The sequence below is a fragment of the Pseudomonas sp. MWU16-30317 genome (assembly GCF_020515695.1).
Lineage (GTDB): Bacteria > Pseudomonadota > Gammaproteobacteria > Pseudomonadales > Pseudomonadaceae > Aquipseudomonas.
Genome location: NZ_JAIWJA010000002.1, coordinates 756,567 through 778,891 on the forward strand (window position 1 = coordinate 756,567; position 22,325 = coordinate 778,891).

21 protein-coding genes are annotated in these 22,325 nt (G+C 62.9%); 8 read left to right on the plus strand and 13 right to left on the minus strand.

Translation table 11 applies throughout. The features are described 5' to 3' along the window. Positions 1-24 precede the first annotated feature (24 nt). From LIX93_RS08295 to LIX93_RS08310, 4 genes are read right to left on the minus strand one after another with little or no spacing between them, the layout of a single operon-like run. The gene (locus tag LIX93_RS08295) at positions 25-2,136 is read right to left on the minus strand and encodes a chemotaxis protein CheA (RefSeq protein ID WP_226503518.1); all 2,112 of its coding nucleotides are present in this window, start codon (positions 2,134-2,136) and stop codon (positions 25-27) included. A gap of 56 nt (positions 2,137-2,192) precedes the next feature. Next, positions 2,193-2,492, minus strand: coding sequence for an STAS domain-containing protein (locus LIX93_RS08300; protein WP_226503519.1), 300 nt, complete (start codon positions 2,490-2,492; stop codon positions 2,193-2,195). After that, positions 2,489-2,857: a response regulator gene (locus LIX93_RS08305; protein WP_226503520.1), complete on the minus strand. Its 369-nt coding sequence runs from the start codon at positions 2,855-2,857 to the stop codon at positions 2,489-2,491. Before LIX93_RS08305 ends, LIX93_RS08300 begins: the two co-directional genes overlap by 4 nt. An 11-nt stretch (positions 2,858-2,868) precedes the next feature. Continuing rightward, the gene (locus tag LIX93_RS08310; RefSeq protein ID WP_226503521.1) at positions 2,869-4,050 is read right to left on the minus strand and encodes a methyl-accepting chemotaxis protein; all 1,182 of its coding nucleotides are present in this window, start codon (positions 4,048-4,050) and stop codon (positions 2,869-2,871) included. A 408-nt stretch (positions 4,051-4,458) separates the two neighbouring features. Here LIX93_RS08310 and LIX93_RS08315 point away from each other — a divergent pair, with 408 nt between their 5' ends. Further along, a complete protein-coding gene (locus tag LIX93_RS08315) occupies positions 4,459-4,767 on the plus strand; it encodes a hypothetical protein (RefSeq protein WP_226503522.1) in 309 nt (102 codons plus the stop codon). Between the two features lie 246 nt (positions 4,768-5,013). On the opposite strand, the gene lldD is transcribed toward LIX93_RS08315, so the two are convergent. Next, complete coding sequence (gene lldD, locus LIX93_RS08320; RefSeq protein WP_226503523.1) at positions 5,014-6,168, minus strand: FMN-dependent L-lactate dehydrogenase LldD; 1,155 nt, start codon at positions 6,166-6,168, stop codon at positions 5,014-5,016. Positions 6,169-6,291: 123 nt separating this feature from the next. Between lldD and LIX93_RS08325 the strand changes: the two genes are divergently transcribed. Then, a complete protein-coding gene (locus LIX93_RS08325; protein ID WP_226503524.1) occupies positions 6,292-7,059 on the plus strand; it encodes a GntR family transcriptional regulator in 768 nt (255 codons plus the stop codon). 4 nt (positions 7,060-7,063) lie between these two features. On the opposite strand, the gene LIX93_RS08330 is transcribed toward LIX93_RS08325, so the two are convergent. Continuing rightward, positions 7,064-7,270, minus strand: coding sequence for a DUF6434 domain-containing protein (locus tag LIX93_RS08330; protein ID WP_226503525.1), 207 nt, complete (start codon positions 7,268-7,270; stop codon positions 7,064-7,066). A 177-nt stretch (positions 7,271-7,447) separates the two neighbouring features. Between LIX93_RS08330 and LIX93_RS08335 the strand changes: the two genes are divergently transcribed. Then, positions 7,448-7,708 carry a hypothetical protein gene (locus LIX93_RS08335; RefSeq protein WP_226503526.1) on the plus strand — a complete coding sequence of 87 codons (261 nt, stop codon included), beginning with the start codon at positions 7,448-7,450 and terminating at the stop codon, positions 7,706-7,708. A 2-nt stretch (positions 7,709-7,710) separates the two neighbouring features. Here the strand turns inward: LIX93_RS08335 and LIX93_RS08340 are convergent, their stop codons facing one another. After that, the gene (locus LIX93_RS08340; protein WP_226503527.1) at positions 7,711-8,469 is read right to left on the minus strand and encodes an ABC transporter substrate-binding protein; all 759 of its coding nucleotides are present in this window, start codon (positions 8,467-8,469) and stop codon (positions 7,711-7,713) included. Positions 8,470-8,601: 132 nt separating this feature from the next. On the opposite strand from LIX93_RS08340, the gene dnaX reads away from it, so the two are divergent. The 4 genes from dnaX to recR all read left to right on the plus strand — a co-directional run bounded on the left by dnaX (position 8,602) and on the right by recR (position 13,052). Next, complete coding sequence (gene dnaX, locus LIX93_RS08345) at positions 8,602-10,830, plus strand: DNA polymerase III subunit gamma/tau (RefSeq protein ID WP_226503528.1); 2,229 nt, start codon at positions 8,602-8,604, stop codon at positions 10,828-10,830. Between the two features lie 61 nt (positions 10,831-10,891). Next, positions 10,892-11,218 carry a YbaB/EbfC family nucleoid-associated protein gene (locus LIX93_RS08350; protein WP_226503529.1) on the plus strand — a complete coding sequence of 109 codons (327 nt, stop codon included), beginning with the start codon at positions 10,892-10,894 and terminating at the stop codon, positions 11,216-11,218. A 130-nt stretch (positions 11,219-11,348) separates the two neighbouring features. Continuing rightward, positions 11,349-12,383 (plus strand): NADP-dependent oxidoreductase, encoded by a 1,035-nt coding sequence (locus tag LIX93_RS08355; protein WP_226503530.1) that lies wholly within the window; start codon positions 11,349-11,351, stop codon positions 12,381-12,383. A gap of 66 nt (positions 12,384-12,449) precedes the next feature. Next, entirely contained in the window at positions 12,450-13,052 is a 603-nt protein-coding gene (recR, locus tag LIX93_RS08360; RefSeq protein ID WP_226503531.1) for a recombination mediator RecR, read from the plus strand. A 57-nt stretch (positions 13,053-13,109) separates the two neighbouring features. On the opposite strand, the gene fnr is transcribed toward recR, so the two are convergent. Further along, positions 13,110-13,889 carry a fumarate/nitrate reduction transcriptional regulator Fnr gene (gene fnr / locus LIX93_RS08365; RefSeq protein ID WP_226503532.1) on the minus strand — a complete coding sequence of 260 codons (780 nt, stop codon included), beginning with the start codon at positions 13,887-13,889 and terminating at the stop codon, positions 13,110-13,112. Between the two features lie 39 nt (positions 13,890-13,928). Then, positions 13,929-15,347: an oxygen-independent coproporphyrinogen III oxidase gene (gene hemN / locus LIX93_RS08370; protein ID WP_226503533.1), complete on the minus strand. Its 1,419-nt coding sequence runs from the start codon at positions 15,345-15,347 to the stop codon at positions 13,929-13,931. 247 nt (positions 15,348-15,594) lie between these two features. Here hemN and LIX93_RS08375 point away from each other — a divergent pair, with 247 nt between their 5' ends. Beyond that, complete coding sequence (locus LIX93_RS08375) at positions 15,595-16,266, plus strand: alpha/beta family hydrolase (RefSeq protein WP_226503534.1); 672 nt, start codon at positions 15,595-15,597, stop codon at positions 16,264-16,266. A 33-nt stretch (positions 16,267-16,299) separates the two neighbouring features. Here LIX93_RS08375 and LIX93_RS08380 read toward each other — a convergent pair whose 3' ends face one another. From LIX93_RS08380 to acnA, 4 genes are all read right to left on the minus strand, one after another. Beyond that, positions 16,300-16,770, minus strand: coding sequence for a hypothetical protein (locus tag LIX93_RS08380; protein ID WP_226503535.1), 471 nt, complete (start codon positions 16,768-16,770; stop codon positions 16,300-16,302). Positions 16,771-16,899: 129 nt separating this feature from the next. Then, positions 16,900-18,465, minus strand: a complete 1,566-nt coding sequence (locus LIX93_RS08385; protein WP_226503536.1) for a PAS domain-containing methyl-accepting chemotaxis protein — start codon at positions 18,463-18,465, stop codon at positions 16,900-16,902. A gap of 113 nt (positions 18,466-18,578) precedes the next feature. Continuing rightward, positions 18,579-19,358 (minus strand): CPBP family intramembrane glutamic endopeptidase, encoded by a 780-nt coding sequence (locus LIX93_RS08390; RefSeq protein WP_226503537.1) that lies wholly within the window; start codon positions 19,356-19,358, stop codon positions 18,579-18,581. Between the two features lie 123 nt (positions 19,359-19,481). Beyond that, positions 19,482-22,223 (minus strand): aconitate hydratase AcnA, encoded by a 2,742-nt coding sequence (acnA, locus tag LIX93_RS08395; RefSeq protein WP_226503538.1) that lies wholly within the window; start codon positions 22,221-22,223, stop codon positions 19,482-19,484. Between the last annotated feature and the right edge of the window lie 102 nt (positions 22,224-22,325).

The window sequence follows — 22,325 nt, forward strand, 5'->3', positions numbered from 1 at the left end:
GAACGTCCTTGGGACTAGCCCGGCCTAGAAGGTGTTGCGAGTAAGAGAGGAGTGTTCGATCGCGCGCGGCCTGTGCTGGCTGTGCTGTTCGATCAAGGTCTTGAGCAGGGCGGGAATGTCGAGGATCAAGGCCACGCTGCCGTTGCCCAGAATGCTCGACCCGCTGATGCCGCGCAGGCCGCCGAACAGCGGCCCGAGCGGTTTGATGACAGTCTGGTGTTCGCCCATCAGGCGATCGACCACCAAGCCGGCTTTCTGGCCTTGGGCCTTGACTACCACCACGTTTTCCCGGCGCGGCAGGTCGCCGTCCAGCGCCAGGTGTTCACGCAGGAACACCAGCGGCAGAACTTCGCCACGCAGGTCGATATGGCCCCGCTCGCGCAGGGTGTCGCGCTGCCCGTGGGGCAGCTCGATGCATTCGTGCACCACGTCCAGCGGCACCACGAAGCCGCCGCTGGCCACTTCTACCAGCAGGCCGCTGATCATCGCCAGTGTCAGGGGCAGGCGGATGCGCACCGTGGTGCCCAGGCCCGGCTGGCTGTAGAGGTCGATGCTGCCGCGCAGGCTGGTGATGTTGCGCTTGACCACGTCCATGCCGACGCCGCGCCCGGACAGATTGGTGACGGCTTCGGCAGTGGAAAACCCCGGTTCGAAAATCAGGTTGAGCAGTTCGCGCTCGCTGGGCTCCACGGCGCCGATCAAGTTCTTGTCGCGGGCCTTGGCGAGGATGCGCTGGCGGTTGAGGCCGGCACCGTCGTCGATCAGCTCCAGGACGATGCTGCCCGAATCATGGAAGGCATTGAGGTGCAGGGTGCCACGGGCGGGCTTGCCGGCCGCGACTCGTACGTCGGGGGCTTCGATGCCGTGGTCCATGGCGTTGCGCAGCAGGTGCATCAGCGGGTCGCCGATGCGTTCGACCAAGGCTTTGTCGAGCTCGGTGTCGGCGCCGCTGATGACCAGTTCAATGTCTTTGCCGAGTTCTTCGCTGACGTCGCGCACCACCCGCTGGAAGCGGTTGAAGGTGTCACCGATCGGCACCATGCGCATGGCCAGGGCGCCATCGAGCAACTGTTCGACGAGGCTGGCGACCACCGACGTGGCTTCGCGCAGGTGTTCGTCGCCTTGTTCGCGGGCCAGCAGCTGAGCGCCGGCACTGGCCGTGATCAGTTCGCCAGCCAGGTCGATCAGGGTTTCCAGCTGGTCGGCGCGCACGCGGATAAACCGCTGGCTCTTCACCTCGCCAGTGGCTTTGTCCGGGCTGCTTGGCGCCGTGGGGTGTTCGTTCAGGAGCGCCGGCGAGGGCTCGCGCAGGTCATCGGCGCTGACCGTGCCACAGCGCACCAGGGCGTCGGTCAGCCACGGCGCCTCGGCGCCCATGTCCTGCAGCCATTGGCGATAGTGGGCAGCGGATGTGTCGGGGGCGAAGATGAACAGGCGGCAATCGTCGCGCACGAATTCGAAGGCTTCGGCGAGGGTCGCTTCATCGTGTTCGGACAGCAGCCTGATCTCGAAACCCAGGTAGCAGGTCTCGGCATCCATGTGCGCGGCGGGCGGCAGCTGTTCGGCGCAGGTGACCACGCCCAGCAGTTCGCCCAGGGTGGCCAGGTAGCGCAGGAAGGACAGCGGGTCCATGCCGTTGCGCAACATGTCGGGGCCGAAGCGTACCGAGATATGCCAGGCGGCTTCGGTTTGCAGCGCGGCGTGGGTCAGGGCCGGCGCGGCGGGGTGCTCGGGTTGTGCCTGACGATAGCGGTTCAGGCGCTCACGCAACTGCGCTTCGTGGCTGAGGCTTTGCGCGGTGAGCGTCGAGCGCTGCACCGCGACCACCTCGACCAGTTCCAGCAGGTGGTCGTTGCACTCCAGCATCAGGGCGATCAGTTCACGGTTGGCCTGCACCTGGCCGTCACGTAGCCGATCCAGCACGTCCTCGACCACATGGGCGAAGCTGACGATGGAGTCCAGTGCGAACAGGCCGGCCGAGCCTTTGATGGTGTGCGCTGCGCGAAAGATGCTGGCCAGTTGGTCGGCATCCTCGGGCGTGTGTTCGAGTTGCAGCAGGGATTGCTCCATGTCCTGCAACAGTTCGCGCGCTTCGGCGATAAACGTCTGCAGGGCCTGTTCGAGGTCGATATTCACGGCGGCTGTCCTGTCAAAGGGCGTGTCGGGCCCGGTTTCCTTGGTCCTGGGAGGTGTTAATGCGCCGAGCTGAAGTGTGCAGTGAGCTGACACAGGCTCAGTACCTGCTCCACCGCAGGGCTCTGCGCCACCAGCTGCAGGCTGGCACCGGCGGCGTGCAGTTCGCGGTGCGCGAGCAGCAACAGTTGCAGGCCGGCGCCGTCCATTTCCGCCACGTCGGTCAGGTCCAGCTGCCAGCTTTGCGCGTCGGTGAGCCAGGGCAGCCACAGGGCCGCCAGCTCGGCGGCGCTGTAGATGGTCATCTCGCCGCGCACGGCCATGTGGGTGACGCCTTCGAGGCTGTTGGCGGTGATCATGGCAGGATCAACTTGGCGACCGCTGCCATCATCTGCGCCGGCTGGAAAGGCTTGACCACCCATGCCCGAGCACCGGCGGCCTGGCCTTCCTGTTTGCGGCTTTCCTGGGATTCGGTGGTGAGCATGATGATCGGCGTGAACTTGTACGCGGCGAGCTTTTTCACCTCCTTGACGAAGGTGATGCCGTCCATGTTCGGCATGTTCACGTCGCTGATCATCAGGTGCACTTTCTGCCCGGTGAGTTTGCTCAGTGCATCCTTGCCGTCGCAGGCTTCGAGCACGTCGTAACCCGCGCCCTTGAGCGCGATCCCGACGACCTGGCGAATGCTCGCCGAGTCATCGACCACCAATACGGTCTTGGCCATTAGTCCTCTCCTTAGAAGAATGTGATTGCGTGTTCGTCGGCGGCCTTGGCGGCGCTGCCGTGATGATTCTGGCGTTGTTCGCGCATGGCGTAGCCGCGCTCCATGTCGGCCATCCACGCGCGGATGTCCAACACCAATGGCTGGCCGCGCTGCTCGGCCTGTTGCAGTTCGTCGTGCAGGTGGTTCATGCGTTCGCGCACTTGGGCGAGGATCTGGCTGACGCGATCCTGGAACTGCAGCGCGACCAGCACCTGGCTGATTTCCTCGCCGATGCCGGCGCTTTCGTTGAGCAGGCCTTCGGCCGAGTCGCGCAACTGGCCGGTAATGGTGCCAAACCGTGCGAGCACGCTTTCGATGGTGTTCTGCGAGGCGCTGACGCTGTCATGGCTGCGCTCGCTGCTCTGGCCGGCGACCTCCACGAGGCGGGTGATGGCGCCGTTGATGATGTCGACCTTGGCGGACATCTTCTGCCCGGTCTCGCTGGACTGGCTGGACAGGGTGCGCACGGCATCGGCCACTACCGCAAAACCGCGCCCGGCTTCTCCGGCTCGGGCAGCCTCGATGGCGGCATTGAGCGCCAGCAGGTTGGTCTGCGCGGCGATCGCCGCCACATCGGCCGCCATGGCCCGCAACTCGCCGGTATAGGCGGTGAGGTTGCTGACCTCGCCGAGCATCTCGTCGCGGCTCTGTTGGGCGATACGCAGCGACTCGACCACTTGATACAGCTCGCTTTCGCTGGCGCTGAGCCCGCCCGCGCTATCGGCGCCATTGCCGGCGGCAGCCTGGGAGGCCTGCACGGTGTGGTCCAGGCGCCCGGAAATATCCACGAAGCGGGCGGTCAGGTCATTGATCGCGTGCTCGGTCTGGTCCCGCGAGGTATCGATCTGCCGCATCCAGATGGGCAGGGCTTGCTGAAACAGGCTTTCGGCCACCGGCCGCGCCGCGTTTTCGTGCAGTTGGGCGTGGGCGTCGCTCAGTGCTTGCAATCGGGCTTGGCCTTGGTGCTCGGCATTGCGTACCTGCCACAACGAATAAACACTGGCGGCCAAGGTCGGCACGAGCGTGCAGCCTGCCACCAGCCACCAGGAAAAAGCGCCGCCGGCCTGGGTCGACAGTACTGCACCCGCCAGGACCCCTGCGGCGATACCGGGGAGGATGACAGCAGCGGGATTGGCTTTGCGGATGGGAGTCATAAGGGGCGTCCATAACCAGGTAACAAGTGCAAGCTGAGCTTGGGAGTTACTGGGTTATCCCCTATTAGAGTAAAAACTTGACGCCAAAAGCCTGCCGTTTGTCGCTTTTTATCCAGTGGTTTATACAGGGGTTGTACAAGCCGTGAGCTGAGCTGGCTCGCGTAAATCAGCTAAAAAGTGGTGTAACGTCAGGTTTCCAAACGCGTTTTGATGATCGGTCAACAGGCCAATCCGCTGATGATTTCTCCGTTTTGCTGCGTACTTTGTACAGCTTCCTGGCCGTCTTGCGCAGAGCACCTTGCGAACGACCGCGGAACGAAATACTTCTGATAATACTGTTGATCCATACAGTGGTTGGCATTACCCTGTGGGCTGGACCTTGATACCCTTCCTGGCTGGCAAACGCTTATGACCGACACTGACCTCCTGAACGACGAACCTGACTGCGGCCCCTTTCCCACTGCCCTGGAGATGCTGGAGCAGCAGTGCGCATTGCTGGCCACCGAACTCGACGATACCAATGCCGAGTTGCGCGCCTGCCGTCAGCGTATCGCGGTGTTGGTGGTCCAGCATGGCAACGATGCCAACGAAATCGCACGCCAGCGTACCGAGTTGGTGAGGCTGGGCTGGGAGCTGTCCACGGCGAGGGTGGACGCAAGTCGGGAGGCTGCAGGGGAGGGCGCGTACGACGGGCATTGCCACGGCGCCCGGGAATGATACAGGTAGCCTGCAAGGCAAATCGCGGGCAATAAAAAACCCGCCGAAGCGGGTTTTCCCAAGACCATTCCAACTCCTGTCGGCAGCCTCATGGCCATGGTCGATCGTCCTTGATCCAGCAGCGCTGCCTGCGTTGCTGTTGATGGGCTCAGGTTACTGCGTGGACGGAGCGAGCACTAGAGCCGATCACCACTGTGGTGTGTAAGCCTTTGGCTATAGAGGGTGTCGGATCGGCAAAATGAACCGTTAAAGTGACCCTTGGCGCAGCTCGCGCACCAACGACTCACCGCTGATCTCTGCTACCGACTTGGCCCCGGTCAGCACCATCGCCACGCGCATTTCCTTTTCGATCAAGTCCAGCAAGTTGCTTACCCCCGCGCCGCCCGCCGCTGCCAGCGCGTAGATGAACGGGCGCCCGAGCAGCACACTGTCCGCGCCCAGGGCGATCATGCGCACGATGTCCAGGCCGTTGCGTACCCCCGAGTCGGCCAGAATCGCCAGTTGGCCCTTCACTGCATCGGCAATCGCCGGCAGGGCGCGGGCGCTCGAGAGCACGCCGTCGAGCTGGCGGCCGCCGTGGTTGGAGACGACGATGCCGTCGGCGCCGAAGGTCACGGCATCGCGGGCGTCTTCGGGGTCGAGGATGCCCTTGATGATCATCGGGCCGTCCCAGAACTCGCGGATCCATTCCAGATCCTTCCACGAAATCGACGGATCGAAATTGCTGCCCAGCCAGCCGATGTAATCCGCCAGGCCCGTGGGATTGCCGCGGTATCTGGAGATGTTGCCCAGGTCGTGAGGGCGGCCATTGACGCCTACATCCCAGGCCCAGGCCGGGTGGGTAACCGCTTGCCACATGCGTCGCAGCGGTGCGTTGGGGCCGCTCATGCCGGAGTGGGCATCTCGATAGCGGGCGCCTGGCACGGGCATGTCGACGGTGAACACCAGGGTGGTGACGCCCGCAGCTTTGGCGCGCTCCAGGGCGTTTTTCATGAAGCCGCGGTCCTTGAGCACATACAGCTGGAACCACATGGGCCGGGAGAGGGTAGGCGCGACTTCTTCGATGGGGCACACCGACACCGTCGACAAGGTGAAGGGAATCCCCTTGGCGTCGGCTGCCTTGGCGGCTTGCACTTCGCCGCGGCGGGCGAACATGCCGCACAGGCCGATGGGCGCGAGGGCTACCGGCATGGCCAAGGTCTGGCCGAACAGTTGGGTCTGCAGGCTCAACTCGGACATATTGCGCAGCACCCGCTGGCGCAGCGCGATGTCGGCCAGGTCGGCGACATTGCGATGCAAGGTGTGCTCGACGTAGGCGCCGCCGTCCAGGTAGTGAAACAAAAACGGCGGCAGCTTGCGTTGCGCGGCGGCGCGGTAATCGGTGGAGGCGGAGATGATCATGGGGCGGCGTTCTCTGTTGTTGTATAGGGAGAGCGGCGGCGGTCGATTGGTATTACCAATTTACAAGTTCTACGAACCAGATTAAAAGGATGGGGCGAAGGCTGTCAATTTTCGGAGAAGGGCATGGGGTTCGGACAGGTACAACAGCGGCGATTGTCGGATGACATCGTCACCAGGCTGGAGAGCATGATTGTCGAGGGCACCCTCAAGGCCGGCGAGCGCTTGCCGGCCGAGCGGGCACTGGCAGAGCAGATGGGCGTGTCGCGTCCATCGTTGCGTGAGGCCCTGCAAAAGCTGGCGGCCAAGGGCTTGCTGGTCAGCCGTCAGGGCGGTGGCAACTACGTAGCCGATTCACTCGGCTCGACCTTCAGCGATCCGCTGTTGCACTTGCTGGAGAACAACCCCAGCGTGCAGCGTGACCTGCTGGAATTTCGCCACACCCTCGAAGGTTCCTGTGCCTTCTACGCCGCTCAGCGCGCCACCAGCCTCGATCATCAGCGCCTGCGCGATGCCTTCGAAACCTTGCAGCACTGCTATGCCAGCGAGGGCAAGCTCGACCGCGCCCAGGAAGCACTGGCCGACGCCAACTTCCACCTGGCCATCGCCGAGGCTAGCCACAATGCCGTGCTGCTACACACCATCCGGGGCCTGTTCGACCTGCTCAAGCGCAACGTAATGACCAATATCGGCGGCATGTACGCGCTGCGCGACGAAACCCGCGACATGCTGATGGCGCAGCACAGCGAGCTGTTCAACGCCATTATCGAAGGCCGTGCAGAAGACGCGCGGGATATCTCCAATCGGCATATCCATTACGTCCAGGAAGTGCTGGCCGAGGGTGTGCAGGAGGCCCAGCGGGTGGCCCGGGCACAGCGGCGGCAGGGGATTTGAGTGCCTAGGCGCGCCGCCGCATCCATTCATCCACCACATCCCCCATGGTCTTGGGCGTGCCATCGACTATCCACGCCATGAACTCCCGATCGAATTTGAACGAAGCCCCACATTGTTCGACCATGAACCGTCGCACATTCTGGGTATTCCTGTAGCCGGAAGTCACCGGGGTATCGCGGGTGATAACGGCGCTGTGCCAATCGAACTGCATGCCGTGCGCTTCCTTGACCAAAACGTGTGTGCCGCGATCTTACCTTAACCGCCCCCAGTGCCGCCTTAGACACCTGAACACATAAGCTCAGACACATACGCTCATGGACAACGCTGCCCGACTGATTCATGATTTCAGCCGTTTACGAGCCTGGAACACGTCACGGAGCATTTGTCAGTGGAACACTCACGCAACACCGCAGCCGATACGGTTTACATCGTACGCATCGACGGTACCCGTTTCGGGCCTTACAGCACCGAGGTCGAGCCCAACAAGGCGTTGATCTACGAAGTGACCCTCAATGCCGGTGCCGGCGACACCCTGGAGCGCATCCGCGCCGATGGCAGTGTCGAGACCTACCTGATCACCAATACTCACTTCCAGCCGCAGATGAGCGCTGTCGAGGCCCACTACACCGTGCGCCTGCGCAAGGACTGAGTTCAGCGCTGATCGGCGCCGGCCGAGCCGCTGTAGCGTTCGATGATTCTGTCGATCTCGCCGGACATCTTCATCCGCAGCAAGGTGCGCAGGATCCGTTGCACGGGAACGTCCGGGTCGTTGCGCACGTAGCAGCCCAGGCCTTGGGCGCTCAATAGTCTGAGGGGGTGCAGCTGTTGATCCGCCGGCTGGCTGCTGTTGAACCAGTTGAGCGCCATCTGATTGCTCACAGCGTACTCATAACGCCCGGCCTTGAGTTTCATCAATACCTGCACCTGATTGCGTCCGTCGTCACGGATCAACTTGTTGCTGTCGAAGTAGGGTTGCAGATTCGGATAGCTGTAGCCCAGCACGGTACCGATCTTCTGCACCGACAGTTGCCCTGGGTCTACAGGCAGGGCATGTTCGGCGCTGCCGATCAGATAATCCTTTTGCGTGATCAGGGGCAGGCTCCAGATATAGTCCCCCGAGAGGTTGGGGCCCCATGACTGCGAGGTGTAGCAGCGAATGTCCACCTGGCCGCTTTCCATTGCCGCTTGCAGGCGCAGGCGTGGCAGCACATGGAATTCGGCCGGGGCGCCGATCTGGGCGGCGAGGCTGGTCATGATCTGGAACAGAATGCCGTCGTCAGGTATGCCATCGTCGATCTCCATCAGCGGCATGGACCAGGCGTCCGACACCAGGAAACGAATGGGTCGAGTGTCCGCCAGCGCCGTTGAAGCCCATAACATCCCGATCAGAATGCACCAAGCTTTGCGCATCTAGCCCCCGAGGGTCCGAAAACAGCAGTCGTTTGGCAGGTTATGGGGTAATACACACGTCCACTGGGTGCTTTTTGCCCCCTTGTCCGCTAGGATTAGCGGTCTTTTGCAACCCAGTCGCGATGGTTTTCGATGAGTTATCAGGTTCTTGCACGTAAATGGCGTCCGCGCTCGTTCCGCGAAATGATCGGCCAGACCCATGTGCTCAAGGCTTTGATCAACGCGTTGGACAATCAGCGCCTGCATCATGCCTACCTCTTCACGGGGACCAGGGGTGTAGGCAAGACTACCATCGCGCGGATTATTGCCAAGTGCGTAAATTGCGAAATTGGCATCACTTCGACACCATGCGGTACGTGCTCGGTGTGCCGCGAGATCGATGAGGGTCGTTTCGTCGATCTGATCGAGATCGACGCCGCCAGCCGCACCAAGGTCGAGGACACCCGCGAACTGCTCGACAATGTGCAGTACGCCCCCAGCCGCGGGCGCTTCAAGGTCTACCTGATCGACGAAGTGCACATGCTGTCGAGCCACTCGTTCAATGCCTTGTTGAAGACGCTCGAAGAGCCGCCGCCCTACGTCAAGTTCATTCTTGCCACCACCGATCCGCAAAAGCTGCCCGCCACCATCCTGTCGCGCTGCTTGCAGTTTTCCCTGAAAAACATGACCCCCGAGCGGGTGGTCGAGCACCTCAGCCACGTGTTGAGCGTCGAGAACGTGCCGTTCGAGGACGACGCCCTGTGGTTGCTGGGCCGCGCCGCCGACGGTTCGATGCGCGATGCCATGAGCCTCACCGACCAGGCCATCGCCTTTGGTGAGGGCAAGGTGCTGGCGGCGGATGTGCGGGCCATGCTCGGTACTCTGGATCACGGACAGGTCTACGGTGTGCTGCAGGCGTTGCTCGAAGGCGACGCGCGCGGGCTGCTGGAGGCGGTGCGTCATCTGGCCGAGCAGGGGCCGGACTGGAATGGCGTGCTGGCGGAAATCCTCAACGTGCTGCATCGCGTCGCAGTGGCGCAGGCCCTGCCTGAAGCCGTGGACAACGGCCAGGGCGACCGCGACCGGGTATTGGCTGTGGCGCAAGCGCTGCCGGCCGAGGATGTGCAGTTCTATTACCAGATGGGTTTGATCGGCCGTCGGGATTTGCCCCTGGCCCCGGACCCGCGCAGCGGTTTCGAGATGGTCCTGCTGCGCATGCTCGCGTTCAGGCCGGCGGGCAGCAGTGATGCACCGCCGCAAACGCTAAAGCCAGTGGGGATCAGCCAGGCCACAGCTGATTCCTCCAGGGCAGTGGCGGCACCGGCAGCAACCCCGAGTGTGCCGGTAGCCGTTCCAGCCCCAGCACAAACAACGCCTTTGCCTGTCCCTACCGAGGAGGCGCTCCCGGTGCAAGCCGCCCCTGCGCAGGCGAGTTCTGCCAGCGCAGAAGCTGGCACGGATACAGCGCCCGCTTCGCAGGCAGAGCCAGCTCCCACCGCTTCGGCGGCCGCTGGGGGGGATGATAATCGGCGGCAAGCCACCTCTTTACAGGGGGGGGCGGCGCACCAAGATCCAGTCGACGATCCGGATCTGCCTTGGAACGAGCCCGCTGCGCCAATGCAGGCCGAACCCGAGGCTTATGACGAGCCGCTGCTGGACACCGAATCCGAGCAGCCGATGCTCACTCCCATGCCAGCACCGACACCAGCCAGCGTGGTGCCGGCCGCGCCGGAGCGCGAGTCCCTGGACAGCGAAGATGAAGGCGACCGCATCGACAGCGCCGCGCACCTGCAGCCGGTGCCCGATGCCTTCGTGCCCGCCGGCATGGACCGCGACGACGAGCCGCCGCTGGACGAGGACTATTACGAAGCCGATATCGACGCTTCGAACTATACGTTCCTCGACGATCTGGCCAGCGCCACGCCCGCGCCTGCACCGGCCGAACCCGAGCCGCTGCCGGCCTCGCAGCCGGCGACAGGCCTGGCCCTGCAATGGCTGGAGCTGTTCCCGAAATTGCCGATCTCAGGGCTCACGGCCAGCATCGCCGCCAACTGCAGCCTGATGGCGCTCGAGGGCGACGACTGGTTGCTGCACCTCGATCCGGCCCAGAGCGCGCTGTTCAACGCCACGCAACAGCGCCGGCTCAACGATGCCCTCAATCAGCACCATGGGCGTACGATTACGCTGAAGATCGAGCTGGTCCGCCCCGAGCAGGAGACCCCTGCTCAGGCGTCTTCTCGCCGGCGTACCGAGCGTCAGCATGAAGCCGAGGCGTCGATCCAGTCCGATCCGTTCATCCAGCAGATGATGCAGCAGTTCGGCGCGACCGTGCGAAACGATACTATTGAACCTGTCGACGTTCCGGTGAGCCAGAACGTATAACCCGTCAACGGCGCTGCCCGAGGCGGCGCCCACTACAACCCTACTTACGAGGTGAATTCCCATGATGAAAGGTGGCATGGCCGGCCTGATGAAGCAGGCTCAGCAGATGCAGGAAAAAATGGCCAAGGCGCAGGAAGAACTGGCCAATGCCGAAGTCACCGGTCAGGCCGGTGCCGGCCTGGTCAGCGTGGTGATGACCGGTCGTCACGACGTCAAGCGCATCAGCCTCGATGACAGCTTGATGCAGGAAGACAAGGAAGTGCTCGAAGACCTGATCGCCGCCGCGGTCAACGATGCCGTGCGCAAGATCGAAGCCAACAGCCAGGACAAGATGTCCGGCATGACCGCTGGCATGCAATTGCCGCCGGGCTTCAAGATGCCGTTCTGATTTTCATGGCACTTACAAAAAGCCAGGCTCCGTGCCTGGCTTTTTGCGTTGTGCGCGCCTGCAATCGTGGGAACGTGCACCTGGCCCATCGGTCTGCTTAAGTAGTGTTCAACTTTCAGGAGCCTTCTTCATGTCCACCGAACTGACCCTCAACCAGCGTTTCGTCCTCGCCTCGCGGCCCAAGGGCGCGCCGACGCCCGAGAACTTTCGCCTGGAGCGCGTGGCCTTGCCAGAGCTGCAAGATGGCGAGGTGCAACTGCGCACGCTGTTCATGTCGCTGGACCCTTACATGCGTGGTCGCATGAGCGACGCACCGTCCTACGCCGCGCCAGTGGCGATCAACGAAGTGATGACGGCCGGCGCCGTGAGCCAGGTGACGGCGTCACGCAATCCGAAATTCCAGGAAGGCGACCTGGTGCTGGGCGCCACCGGCTGGCAGACCCACAGCATCAGTGATGGCAGTGGCATCATCCCCCTGCCAGCGGGTATTCCTTCGCCGTCCATGGCCCTCGGCGTGCTGGGCATGCCCGGCATGACCGCCTACATGGGCCTCATGCACATCGGCCAGCCCAAGGAAGGCGAGACGCTCGTGGTCGCGGCGGCGTCCGGGGCGGTGGGCTCGGTGGTCGGTCAGGTGGCCAAGCTCAAGGGCCTGAAAGTGGTCGGGGTGGCCGGTGGACCTGACAAGTGCCGCTATGTGGTGGACGAATTAGGCTTCGATGCTTGTATCGACCACAAGAGCGAGACCTTCGCCGAGGACCTGGCCACGGCCTGTGGCCAAGGCATCGACATCTATTTCGAAAACGTCGGTGGCCACGTATTCGAAGCGGTGATGCCGCTGCTCAATGCCCGTGCGCGCATACCCGTGTGCGGATTGATCGCCCAGTACAACGAGTCTGCGCTGCCCGAGGGGCCGGATCGCTTCACGGTGCTGCCGCGGCTGTTGCTGACCAAGCGCGTTCGTATGCAAGGCTTCATCGTGTTCGATGACTTCGGCGATCGCCATGCCGAGTTCTATTCGGCCATGGTGCCGTGGGTTCGGGACGGCAAGATTCGCTTTCGCGAACACGTGGTCGATGGTCTGGAAAATGCGCCAGAGGCCTTTATCGGTCTGCTGCAAGGCCATAACTTCGGCAAGCTGGTGGTCAAGGTCGCCGACGCCTGAGTATTTGACGCTGAGCCCCGGCGCCGGTATAAACCGCGTCTCGTTGTCATTGCAGGTTTCTTCGCCATGAGCTTCAGCCCCTTGATTCGCCAACTGATCGACGCCCTGCGTATCTTGCCGGGCGTTGGCCAGAAAACCGCCCAGCGCATGGCGCTGCAGTTGCTCGAGCGCGATCGCAGCGGCGGCACGCGGTTGGCGCAGTCCTTGGCGCAGGCGATGGACGGTGTCGGGCATTGCCAGAAATGTCGGACCCTGACCGAAGAAACGCTCTGCCCGCAGTGCGCCGACACGCGTCGCGATGACACCTTGTTGTGTGTAGTCGAAGGGCCGATGGACGTCTACGCGGTGGAGCAGACCGGCTACCGCGGGCGCTATTTTGTCCTCAAGGGGCATTTGTCGCCGCTCGACGGGCTGGGCCCGGAGGCCATCGGTATCCCGCAATTGATGGCGCGTATCGAAGAGCAGGGCAGCTTTACCGAGGTGATCCTGGCCACCAATCCTACAGTGGAAGGCGAGGCCACCGCCCATTACATCGCGCAATTGCTCAACGGCAAGGGCCTGGTGACCTCACGCATTGCCCACGGCGTACCGCTGGGCGGCGAATTGGAGTTGGTCGATGGCGGCACGCTTGCGCATTCGTTTGCCGGGCGCAAGCCGATCGCGCTGTAACCACCCACCCTGTTTAGCCCCGGGAACGGGGCTATTCCCTGTAGCGCGCGGTAGCAGTCACGAATCCAGTGTGCCGCCTGCCAGGGCGCACAGCTGGATCGGGTCGAGGATGTGCACTTCCTTGCCCTGGGCATCCAGCAGGCCGTTCTGCTGGAATCGCGTGAATACCCGCGACACCGTCTCCACCGCCAACCCCAGGTAGTTGCCCATCTCGTTGCGCGACATGCTCAAGCGAAACTGATTGGCCGAATACCCCCGCGCGCGAAACCGCGCCGAGAGGTTGACCAGAAAGGTGGCGATGCGCTCGTCGGCGGTCTTTTTCGACAGCAACAGCATCATTTGTTGGTCGTCGCGGATTTCCCGGCTCATGACGCGCATCAGTTGCCGGCGCAACTGCGGCAGTTGCATGGCCAGTTCATCGAGCCGCTCGAACGGGATCTCGCAGACCGAGGTGGTTTCCTGGGCCTGGGCCGATACCGGATGGCGTTCGGTGTCCATGCCCGACAGGCCGACCAGCTCGCTGGGCAGATGAAAGCCGGTGATCTGTTCGGCGCCGCTGTCGCTGACACTGAAGGTCTTCAAGGCCCCGGAACGCACGGCGTAGACTGCATCGAAGGTATCGCCCTGGCGAAACAGGTACTCGCCTTTTTTAAGCGGGCGGCCGCGGCGGACGATATCGTCCAGGGCGTCCATGTCGGCCAGGTCGAGCGACAATGGCAAGCACAGGGGAGCCAGGCTGCAATCCTTGCAGTGTGTCTGATTGTGGCCTCGCGGCGTGGCCCGTACCGCCGAGGCCGGCGATGCGTTGCGCACGATGAAGGACGCTGGATCTGACATTGTTTGATTCCTTGTGACAAACACGCATGAAAGGCAAGGTTAACCCACTGATGGTCTTCGGGCCACCGTAGCCGGTTCAGATGACCTGTGAAAACGCTGTTGACCGTAAACCGCCGTGTAGCGATCGAACACCGCGCAGACAGCCCTTACCAGCAGCCGCCCTGCAGGCAGGACCGTGAAACCATGGGGCTTCAAGCCGATCAGGCCGTCGGCCGCCAGTGCCAGCAGGGCTGGCCACTGCGCAGCGAAATAGTCGCGAAAATCGATGGCGTATGTTTTCTCGATTAGCGCGAAGTCCAACTCGAAATGGCAGATGACCTGACCGATGATCGCAGCACGCAACCGATCGTCGGCATCGCACAGCACACCGCGCAAGGTAGCGAGCTGGCCGCTGGCAAGGCGTTGCTGATACTCATTGATGTCGCTGGTGTTCTGGCAATACAGATCGCCCACGTGACTGATGGCCGAAACCCCGAGGCCGATCAGGTCGCAATGACCATGGGTGGTGTAGCCCTGGAAATTGCGGTGCAGGCGGCCTTCTTCCTGGGCGCAGGCCAGGTCGTCATCGGGCAGGGCAAAATGGTCCATGCCGATATGACGGTAGCCGGCGGCGGATAATTGCTCGATGGTGCGCTGCAGCATTTCCAGTTTTTGCCCCGGTGCCGGCAGGTCCTGGCGCTCGATACGGCGCTGGGGCAGAAAACGCTCGGGCAGGTGCGCGTAATTGAACACCGACAGGCGATCCGGTTGCAGGTCGATGACTTGCGCCACGGTGTCGGCAAAGCTGGCGACGGTCTGCTGCGGCAGGCCGTAGATCAGGTCGATATTCACCGAGCGAAATTGCAGGGTGCGCGCGGCCTCCACCAGCGTGCGGGTTTCACCCAGGCTCTGCAGGCGATTGACCGCGCGCTGCACGGCCGGGTCGAGGTCCTGCACGCCGAGGCTGATACGGTTGAAGCCCAGTTCACGCAGCAGCCCCATGGTCGACCAGTCGGCTTCGCGCGGGTCGATCTCGATACTGTAGTCGCCGGAGTCATCATCCTTGAGCGAGAAGTTCTCCCGCAGGCTGGTCATCAACTGGCGCAGTTCGGCGTGGCTGAGGAACGTTGGCGTGCCCCCGCCCAGGTGCAATTGCTCGACCACCTGCAGGAGGTCGGCATGGCAGCCCAGTTGCTGGATTTCCTGTTCCAGGCGCGTCAGATAAGGCTGGGCCCGACCGCGGTCTTTGGTGATGACCTTGTTGCACGCGCAGTAGTAGCAAATGTTGGCGCAAAACGGCAGGTGCACGTACAGCGACAGCGGGCGCAACGCCTTGCGGCTGCCGCGCAGGGCCTGCATGAGGTCGAAGCTGCCCACCTGGCTGTGGAATTGCACGGCGGTAGGGTAGGAGGTGTAGCGCGGGCCGGACAGGTCATAGCGCTTGATCAGCTCGTCATCCCAGCAGGGGGCATCGTGCATGGAGGAGTTTTCCGGTGGCGGGGCGAATGCAGCATTTTAGGCGCCGACGCCTGCGGGAAAATTGACCCAGATCAATAGTGCGCCGCTCGCTCAGTCCAGCAAGGGATTAAACAGACGAGTGCCACACGTCAGGATCTCGGTATCTTGCGCTTACAATGCAGCCTGGTGACTGCCGTTGTCCTGATGTGTCCAAGCGCGCGACCATAGCGGCCTGGCAACGTTGCCATCACCATTACGGAGCCTCACGATGAATGCTGAACGGGACCCATGGGCGCAACGCGTCAGCGACAACGGCTGGCTGTGGAATTCGGCTCAGAGCCAATCGGCGGAGGGCGAGCCGCTGTGCCTGATCTTCGCCCATGGTGCGGGCGCGCCGATGGACAGCGCGTTCATGAACACCATGGCCGAGCACTTGGCGCAACGCGGGATCGACGTCCTGCGCTTCGAATTCCCCTACATGGCGCAGCGGCGTATCGACGGCGGCAAACGCCCACCTAACCCGCAAGCGCGCTTGCTGGAGAAATGGCGAGAGGTCTATGCGCTGGTGCGCACCCAAGTGGCGGGGCGGCTGGCGATTGGCGGCAAGTCCATGGGCGGGCGCATGGCCAGCTTGCTGGCGGACGAGTTGGGGGCGGATGCGCTGGTATGCCTCGGCTATCCATTCTATGCCGCGGGCAAGCCGGAGAAGCCGCGGGTCGCGCACCTGGCCGACCTGCAGACCCGCACCCTGATCATCCAGGGTGAACGCGATACCTTGGGCAACCAGGCGACGGTGGCGGGCTATGAGGTGTCAGAGCAGATCGAGCTGTACTGGCTGCCGGCGGCCGACCACGATCTCAAACCGCTGAAGGCGTCCGGGTTCACCCATCAGCAACACCTGGAAAGCGCCGCCGACCGCGTGGCGGCGTTTCTCTATTGATCGTGGCGCGGTGATCACAGCGTGCGGGACGCATCAGGCTTGAGCAGGCGGCGTAGCTTCCATCGCCAGCAGCGGGACCAGGTCCGTACCGGTGAAGGTGCCGCTGACGGCCAGCAATGCCCCTTCCAACTCGATCTGTACCTGGCCGTCGAATTCGATTGAAAGCTTGCGGTTGTTCCAATCGATATCGACGTTGGCGCCGCCACGCATACCCTGGTCCCAAAGACCGCCAGGCAGCATCCGGGTGTAACGGCTGTAATAACCGGCGTCACCCGGTTCGAAACGTTTACGGATGACGTCGTCGCTGCGCATAGCCGGCAATCTAACGCGGATACTCTGATAGTCCGGGGTGAAGGGGCTGCCGACGGAGCCTTTCATGAACCAGCTTGATTGCTGCTCGGTCCATTCGAAAAAGGCAACGCCAGTGTAGTCCTGACCGTTCAGGTTCCAGCGCAGGATCCCGCTGGCATGGGTGTCGACGGGGGAGGGGGTGGGTGAGGTCATGATGCTCTCTCATGGCGCCGATGGACGCGGTGGTGGTTGAGCCACCACCTTATCCATCAGGTTGAAAACGCATCACTGACAGAACGGAGAGTTACGTTCGCAATGAATCCGGTATAGGCGCACTTCGACTCACCGATTGAACCGCTCCACTAGCGAATACTGGCTTTGCGCCGTGCGGGTCAGCTCGGTGCTCAGGTTGGCCGAGCTTTGCGCCTGTTCGGCGGTCACGTCGGCGAGGTCGGCGATGGTACCGATGTTGCGGCTGACCTCTTCGGCTACCGCGCTTTGCTGCTCGGTAGCGGCAGCGATCTGCGCGGTCATGTCGGTGATATTGGCCATGGCCTCGCTGATGCCCACCAGCGCTTGATCGGCCTCCATGACCCGCGCCACGCCTTCTTCGGCCTGACGGTTACCCGCTTCCATGGTGTTCACCGCGTTGCTGGCGGTGCCTTGCAGCTTGGCGATCAGGGCGTGGATCTGCCCGGTCGACTCGCTGGTACGCTGCGCCAACTGGCGCACCTCGTCGGCGACCACGGCAAAACCGCGGCCCATTTCACCGGCGCGGGCGGCCTCGATGGCGGCGTTCAGGGCCAGCAGGTTGGTCTGGTCGGCGATGCCTTTGATGACATCCACCACGCCGCCGATCTCGTTGCTGTCCTTGGCCAGTTGCAGCACGGTCTGGCCGGTTTCGCCCACCACCACCGACAGGCGCTGGATGGCGTCGCGGGTCTCGCCGGCAATCGCCCGGCCTTTGCCGGTCAGGGTGTTGGCTTGCTGAGTGGCCTCGGCGGTGCGGTGCACATGGCTGGCGACCTGCGCAGTGGTCGCGGCCATCTGGTTGACGGCGGCCGCCACCTGTTCGGTTTCGACACGCTGGCGTTCCAGGCCGGTGGAGCTGTTGTGCGCCAGTACATCGGATTGCCGCGCCTGATCGCTCAGGTGCTCGGCGGTGTCCTGCAAGCGGGTCAGGCAGGTTTTCAGGCGGGCTTCCTGACTGAGAATGGACATCTCCAGGCGCGCCTGGGCTCCCCGGCTGTCGGTATACATCTGCGCGATCAACGGATCGGAGGTGGTCTGCTCGGCCAGGCGCAGCAGGCGCTTGAGGCCCCGTTGTTGCCAGCTCAGGCCCAGCAGCCCCAGGGGAATCGACAACCCGGCAGCCAAGGCGAAGCCCCAGCCAGAGTTGAGCCACAGGCCGATCAAAAAGCCGATCTGGCTGATCAGAATGAACGGCAGCCAGTTCTCGATCACCGGCAGCCAGTGATCGCGCTGCGGCACGGCCGCCTTGCCGCGGTTCAGGCGTTCATACAGTGCTTGTGCACGGCGGACCTGCTCGGCGGTGGGCTTGATCCGTACCGACTCGTAGCCCACCACCTGGCTGCCATCGAAAATCGGCGTCACGTAGGCGTTGACCCAATAGAAGTCGCCATTCTTGCAGCGGTTCTTGACGATCCCCATCCATGGCAGACCCTGCTTGAGCGTCTGCCACATGTGTTCGAACACCGCTGATGGCACATCGGGATGGCGCACGGTGTTATGGGGCGCACGGATCAGCTCTTCGCTGGTAAAACCACTGATCTCGATAAATGCATCGTTGCAGTAAGTAATGACGCCCTTGGCATCCGTGGTGGAGATCAGCCGCTGCTGGGCCGGGAAAGTCCGTTCGCGCTGAGTGATGGGCTGGTTGTTTCGCATGGCAGAGTCTTTCCGCATAGGCTTTGCGCGGTTATCGGCACGCGCGCGGAGGAGTTGAGGAAAAACGCACGGTTTGCGCGTTTGTATTGATCCAGGTCAACGAATTGACCGATTCAGAGTTTGAGCGGATAGGTGAACAGGCCGAAATGGATAAGGTTGATCCCGAAGTGGCAGCCGGTCGCGGCAAGCAGCCCGCCATAGCGCCATGCCACCCCGTACCCGATGCCCGCCAGCGTTGCCAGCAGCGCCCAGGTCCAGCCACCGCCCAAGTGCGTCAGCCCGAACAGCACGGCGCTCAGGCTAATGGCCAGCGGCACGCCCCAGCGCCAGCGCTGCCAGCGACCGCTTAGCCAGCCGAGCAGGTAACCGCGAAACAGCAGCTCCTCGCTCAAGCTGACCAACAACAGATTGTTGGCGGCCCATAGCCAGGCGCCGGCCGGCCACTTGGGAGCCCAGGCCACGGCGTGCAACGCCATTGCCAGCCCGAACAGACCGCTCGCCGTGATCGCCAGGGTTCGCACCGTGGCCTGTTTGATCAGCCCCCAGGGCCGCGCGGCAACCGCCCAAGGACAGCACAGCAGGATCCACGCGCCGATCAGGGGCTTGTCCAGATTCAAGAAGAGCGAGAAGGGCGGCGCCCCCGCGCTCAATACCTGCCGATCGATGATCAAGGCGTTATCGAAATCCGGCACGCGGTGCAGCGCCAGTCCCAGCGCCAGGAGCACGAAGCCTCCATGCCCCAACCAGGCCAGTCGCGCCTGTCGAGTCGCGATTCCCAGCAGTCCCAGGAGCGCGATGTACGGGAATGCCGAGAAGCCGATGTGGCCATAGCACAGCGCCATGCCATACCCGGCAGTCAATAAGAGGAGGGCGATCTGACGCTGAGCCTGCATGGAGCACATCCGAATCGGAGCAGAGCGCGCAGATTAGCGATGCTGCCGAGGGATGTCTGTAGGACGTTTCCCAAGTTGATCGTGCCTGCGTGGCACGACCAACCGTTCACCCCATGTGGGGTATCAGGATGCGATCAACTGGCGCAACACGTAATGCAGGATGCCGCCGGCCTTGAAGTATTCGACCTCGTTCAACGTGTCGATGCGGCACAGCACCTGCACCGTCTGCTGCTCGCCATTTTCACGGGTGATGCGCAGGTCGAGGTGCATATGAGGCTTCAATTGGGCTCCGGTCAACCCCAATACATCAAAGGTCTCGCCGCCGGTCAGTTGCAGCGATTTGCGGTTCTGTTCCGACAGGAACTGCAACGGCAACACACCCATGCCGACCAGATTGGAGCGGTGGATACGTTCGAAGCTCTCTGCAACGACTGCCTTGACCCCCAGCAGATTGGTGCCCTTGGCGGCCCAGTCGCGGCTTGAACCCGTCCCGTATTCCTGGCCGGCGATCACCACCAGGGGGGTGCCGGCGCTCTGGTATTGCATGGCGGCATCATAGATCGGCATTTTTTCGCCAGTCGGTACGAACAGCGTGTTGCCACCTTCTTCGCCACCTAGCATTTCGTTGCGGATGCGGATATTGGCGAAGGTGCCACGCATCATCACTTCATGGTTGCCGCGGCGCGAGCCATAGGAGTTGAAGTCCCGCGACTCCACGCCTTTCTCGCGCAGATACCGCCCGGCGGGGCTGTCGGCCTTGATATTGCCGGCGGGCGAGATGTGGTCGGTGGTCACCGAATCGCCGAGGATCGCCAGCGCCCGGGCCCCGGTCACGTCCTTGATTTCCGGCAGGGGGCCGGCGATGTTGTCGAAGAACGGTGGATGCTGGATGTAGGTGGAATCTTCCTGCCACACGTAGGTGGCGGCCTGGGGCACCTCGATCGCTTGCCACTGGGCGTCGCCTGCGAACACTTCGGCGTACTCCTTGTGGAACATGGCGGTATCGACCTTGGCCACCGCCGCAGCGATTTCCTGCTGGCTCGGCCAGATATCGCGCAGGTACACCGGATTGCCATCGCTGCCCCGGCCCAGCGGTTCGCTGCTGATATCGATGCGCACATTGCCCGCCAACGCATAGGCGACCACCAGCGGCGGCGAGGCCAGCCAGTTGGTTTTGACCAACGGGTGCACGCGGCCCTCGAAGTTGCGGTTGCCGGACAGCACCGAAGCGACCGTCAAGTCAGACTGCTGGATGGCTTTTTCGATCGGCTCGGCCAGTGGCCCGGAATTGCCGATGCACGTGGTGCAGCCATAGCCCACCAAATCGAAGCCCAAGGCATCGAGATACTGGGTCAGGCCGGCCGCGTTGTAATAGTCGGTCACCACCTTGGACCCTGGCGCCAGCGAGCTCTTGACCCATGGTTTGCGTTTGAGGCCTTTCTCGACGGCCTTTTTCGCCACCAGGCCGGCGGCCATCATCACGCTGGGGTTGGAGGTATTGGTGCAGGAGGTAATGGCCGCGATCACCACGGCACCGTTCTGCAGGTTGTAGGTCTCGCCGTTATAGGTGTACTGGGCCTCGCCGGTCTGTTCAGCATTGCCGACGGCCACACCGCCGCCGCCCTCGCTTTCCAGTCGGCCTTCTTCCCTGCTGGGCGGCTTGAACTGCAGCCCAAGGAAGTCTTCGAAAGCACCCGGCACTTTGGGCAGCGGCACGCGGTCTTGCGGGCGTTTGGGGCCCGCCAGGCTGGCTACCACCTCGCTCATGTCCAGTTCCAGCGTGGCGCTGAAGGCCGGTTCCTGACCGGGCAGGCGCCACAGGCCCTGAGCTTTGCAGTAGGCCTCGACCAGCGCCACCGTGGCGTCGGGGCGGCCGGACAGACGAAGATAATCCAGGGTCACGTCATCCACTGGGAAGAAGCCGCACGTGGCGCCGTATTCGGGTGCCATGTTGGCAATGGTGGCGCGGTCAGCCAGTGGCAGTTCGGCCAGGCCGTCGCCATAGAACTCGACGAACTTGCCCACCACGCCTTTCTTGCGCAGCATCTGTGTGACGGTCAGTACCAGGTCGGTGGCGGTAATGCCTTCGTTGAGTTTGCCGATGAGCTTGAAGCCGATCACTTCCGGGATCAGCATCGACACCGGCTGGCCGAGCATGGCCGCTTCCGCCTCGATACCGCCCACGCCCCAGCCGAGCACGCCGAGGCCGTTGATCATGGTGGTGTGCGAATCGGTGCCTACCAGGGTGTCGGGGAAGGCGTAGGTGCGGCCGTCCTCGTCCTTGGTCCACACCGTGCGGCCGAGGTATTCGAGGTTCACCTGGTGACAGATGCCGGTGCCGGGCGGTACCACGCTGAAGTTGTCGAAGGCGCTCTGTCCCCAGCGCAAAAAGGCGTAACGCTCGCCGTTGCGGTGCATTTCGATGTCGACGTTCTGGCCGAACGCCTGGTTGTCGCCGTACTTGTCGACCATCACCGAGTGGTCGATCACCAGGTCCACCGGTGACAAGGGATTGATGCGCTGCGGGTCGGCGCCCGCCTTGGCCACGGCGGCGCGCATGGCGGCCAGGTCGACCACTGCGGGCACCCCGGTGAAGTCCTGCATCAGCACCCGCGCCGGGCGGTACTGGATTTCCCGGTCGGAGCGGCGCTCCTTGAGCCAGTCGGCCAAGGCATGGATGTCGGTGGCAGTGACGGTGTGGTTGTCTTCCCAGCGCAACAGGTTTTCCAGTAGCACCTTGAGCGACATCGGCAGTTTTTGCAGATCGCCCAGGGTGGCGGCAGCGTCCGGGAGGCTGAAGTAGTGGTATTGACGGTCGCCGACCTGCAGCGTTTTGAGGGTTTTCAGGCTATCGAGAGAGGGCATGAACAAACTCCTTGTCGGGCCTCACGGTCAGGGCCCATGGGTTCAGTTTCTATGCACTGGACTGCGCGAGTGTGTCGCGGGTTCCGGAGTTCCTTTATCATG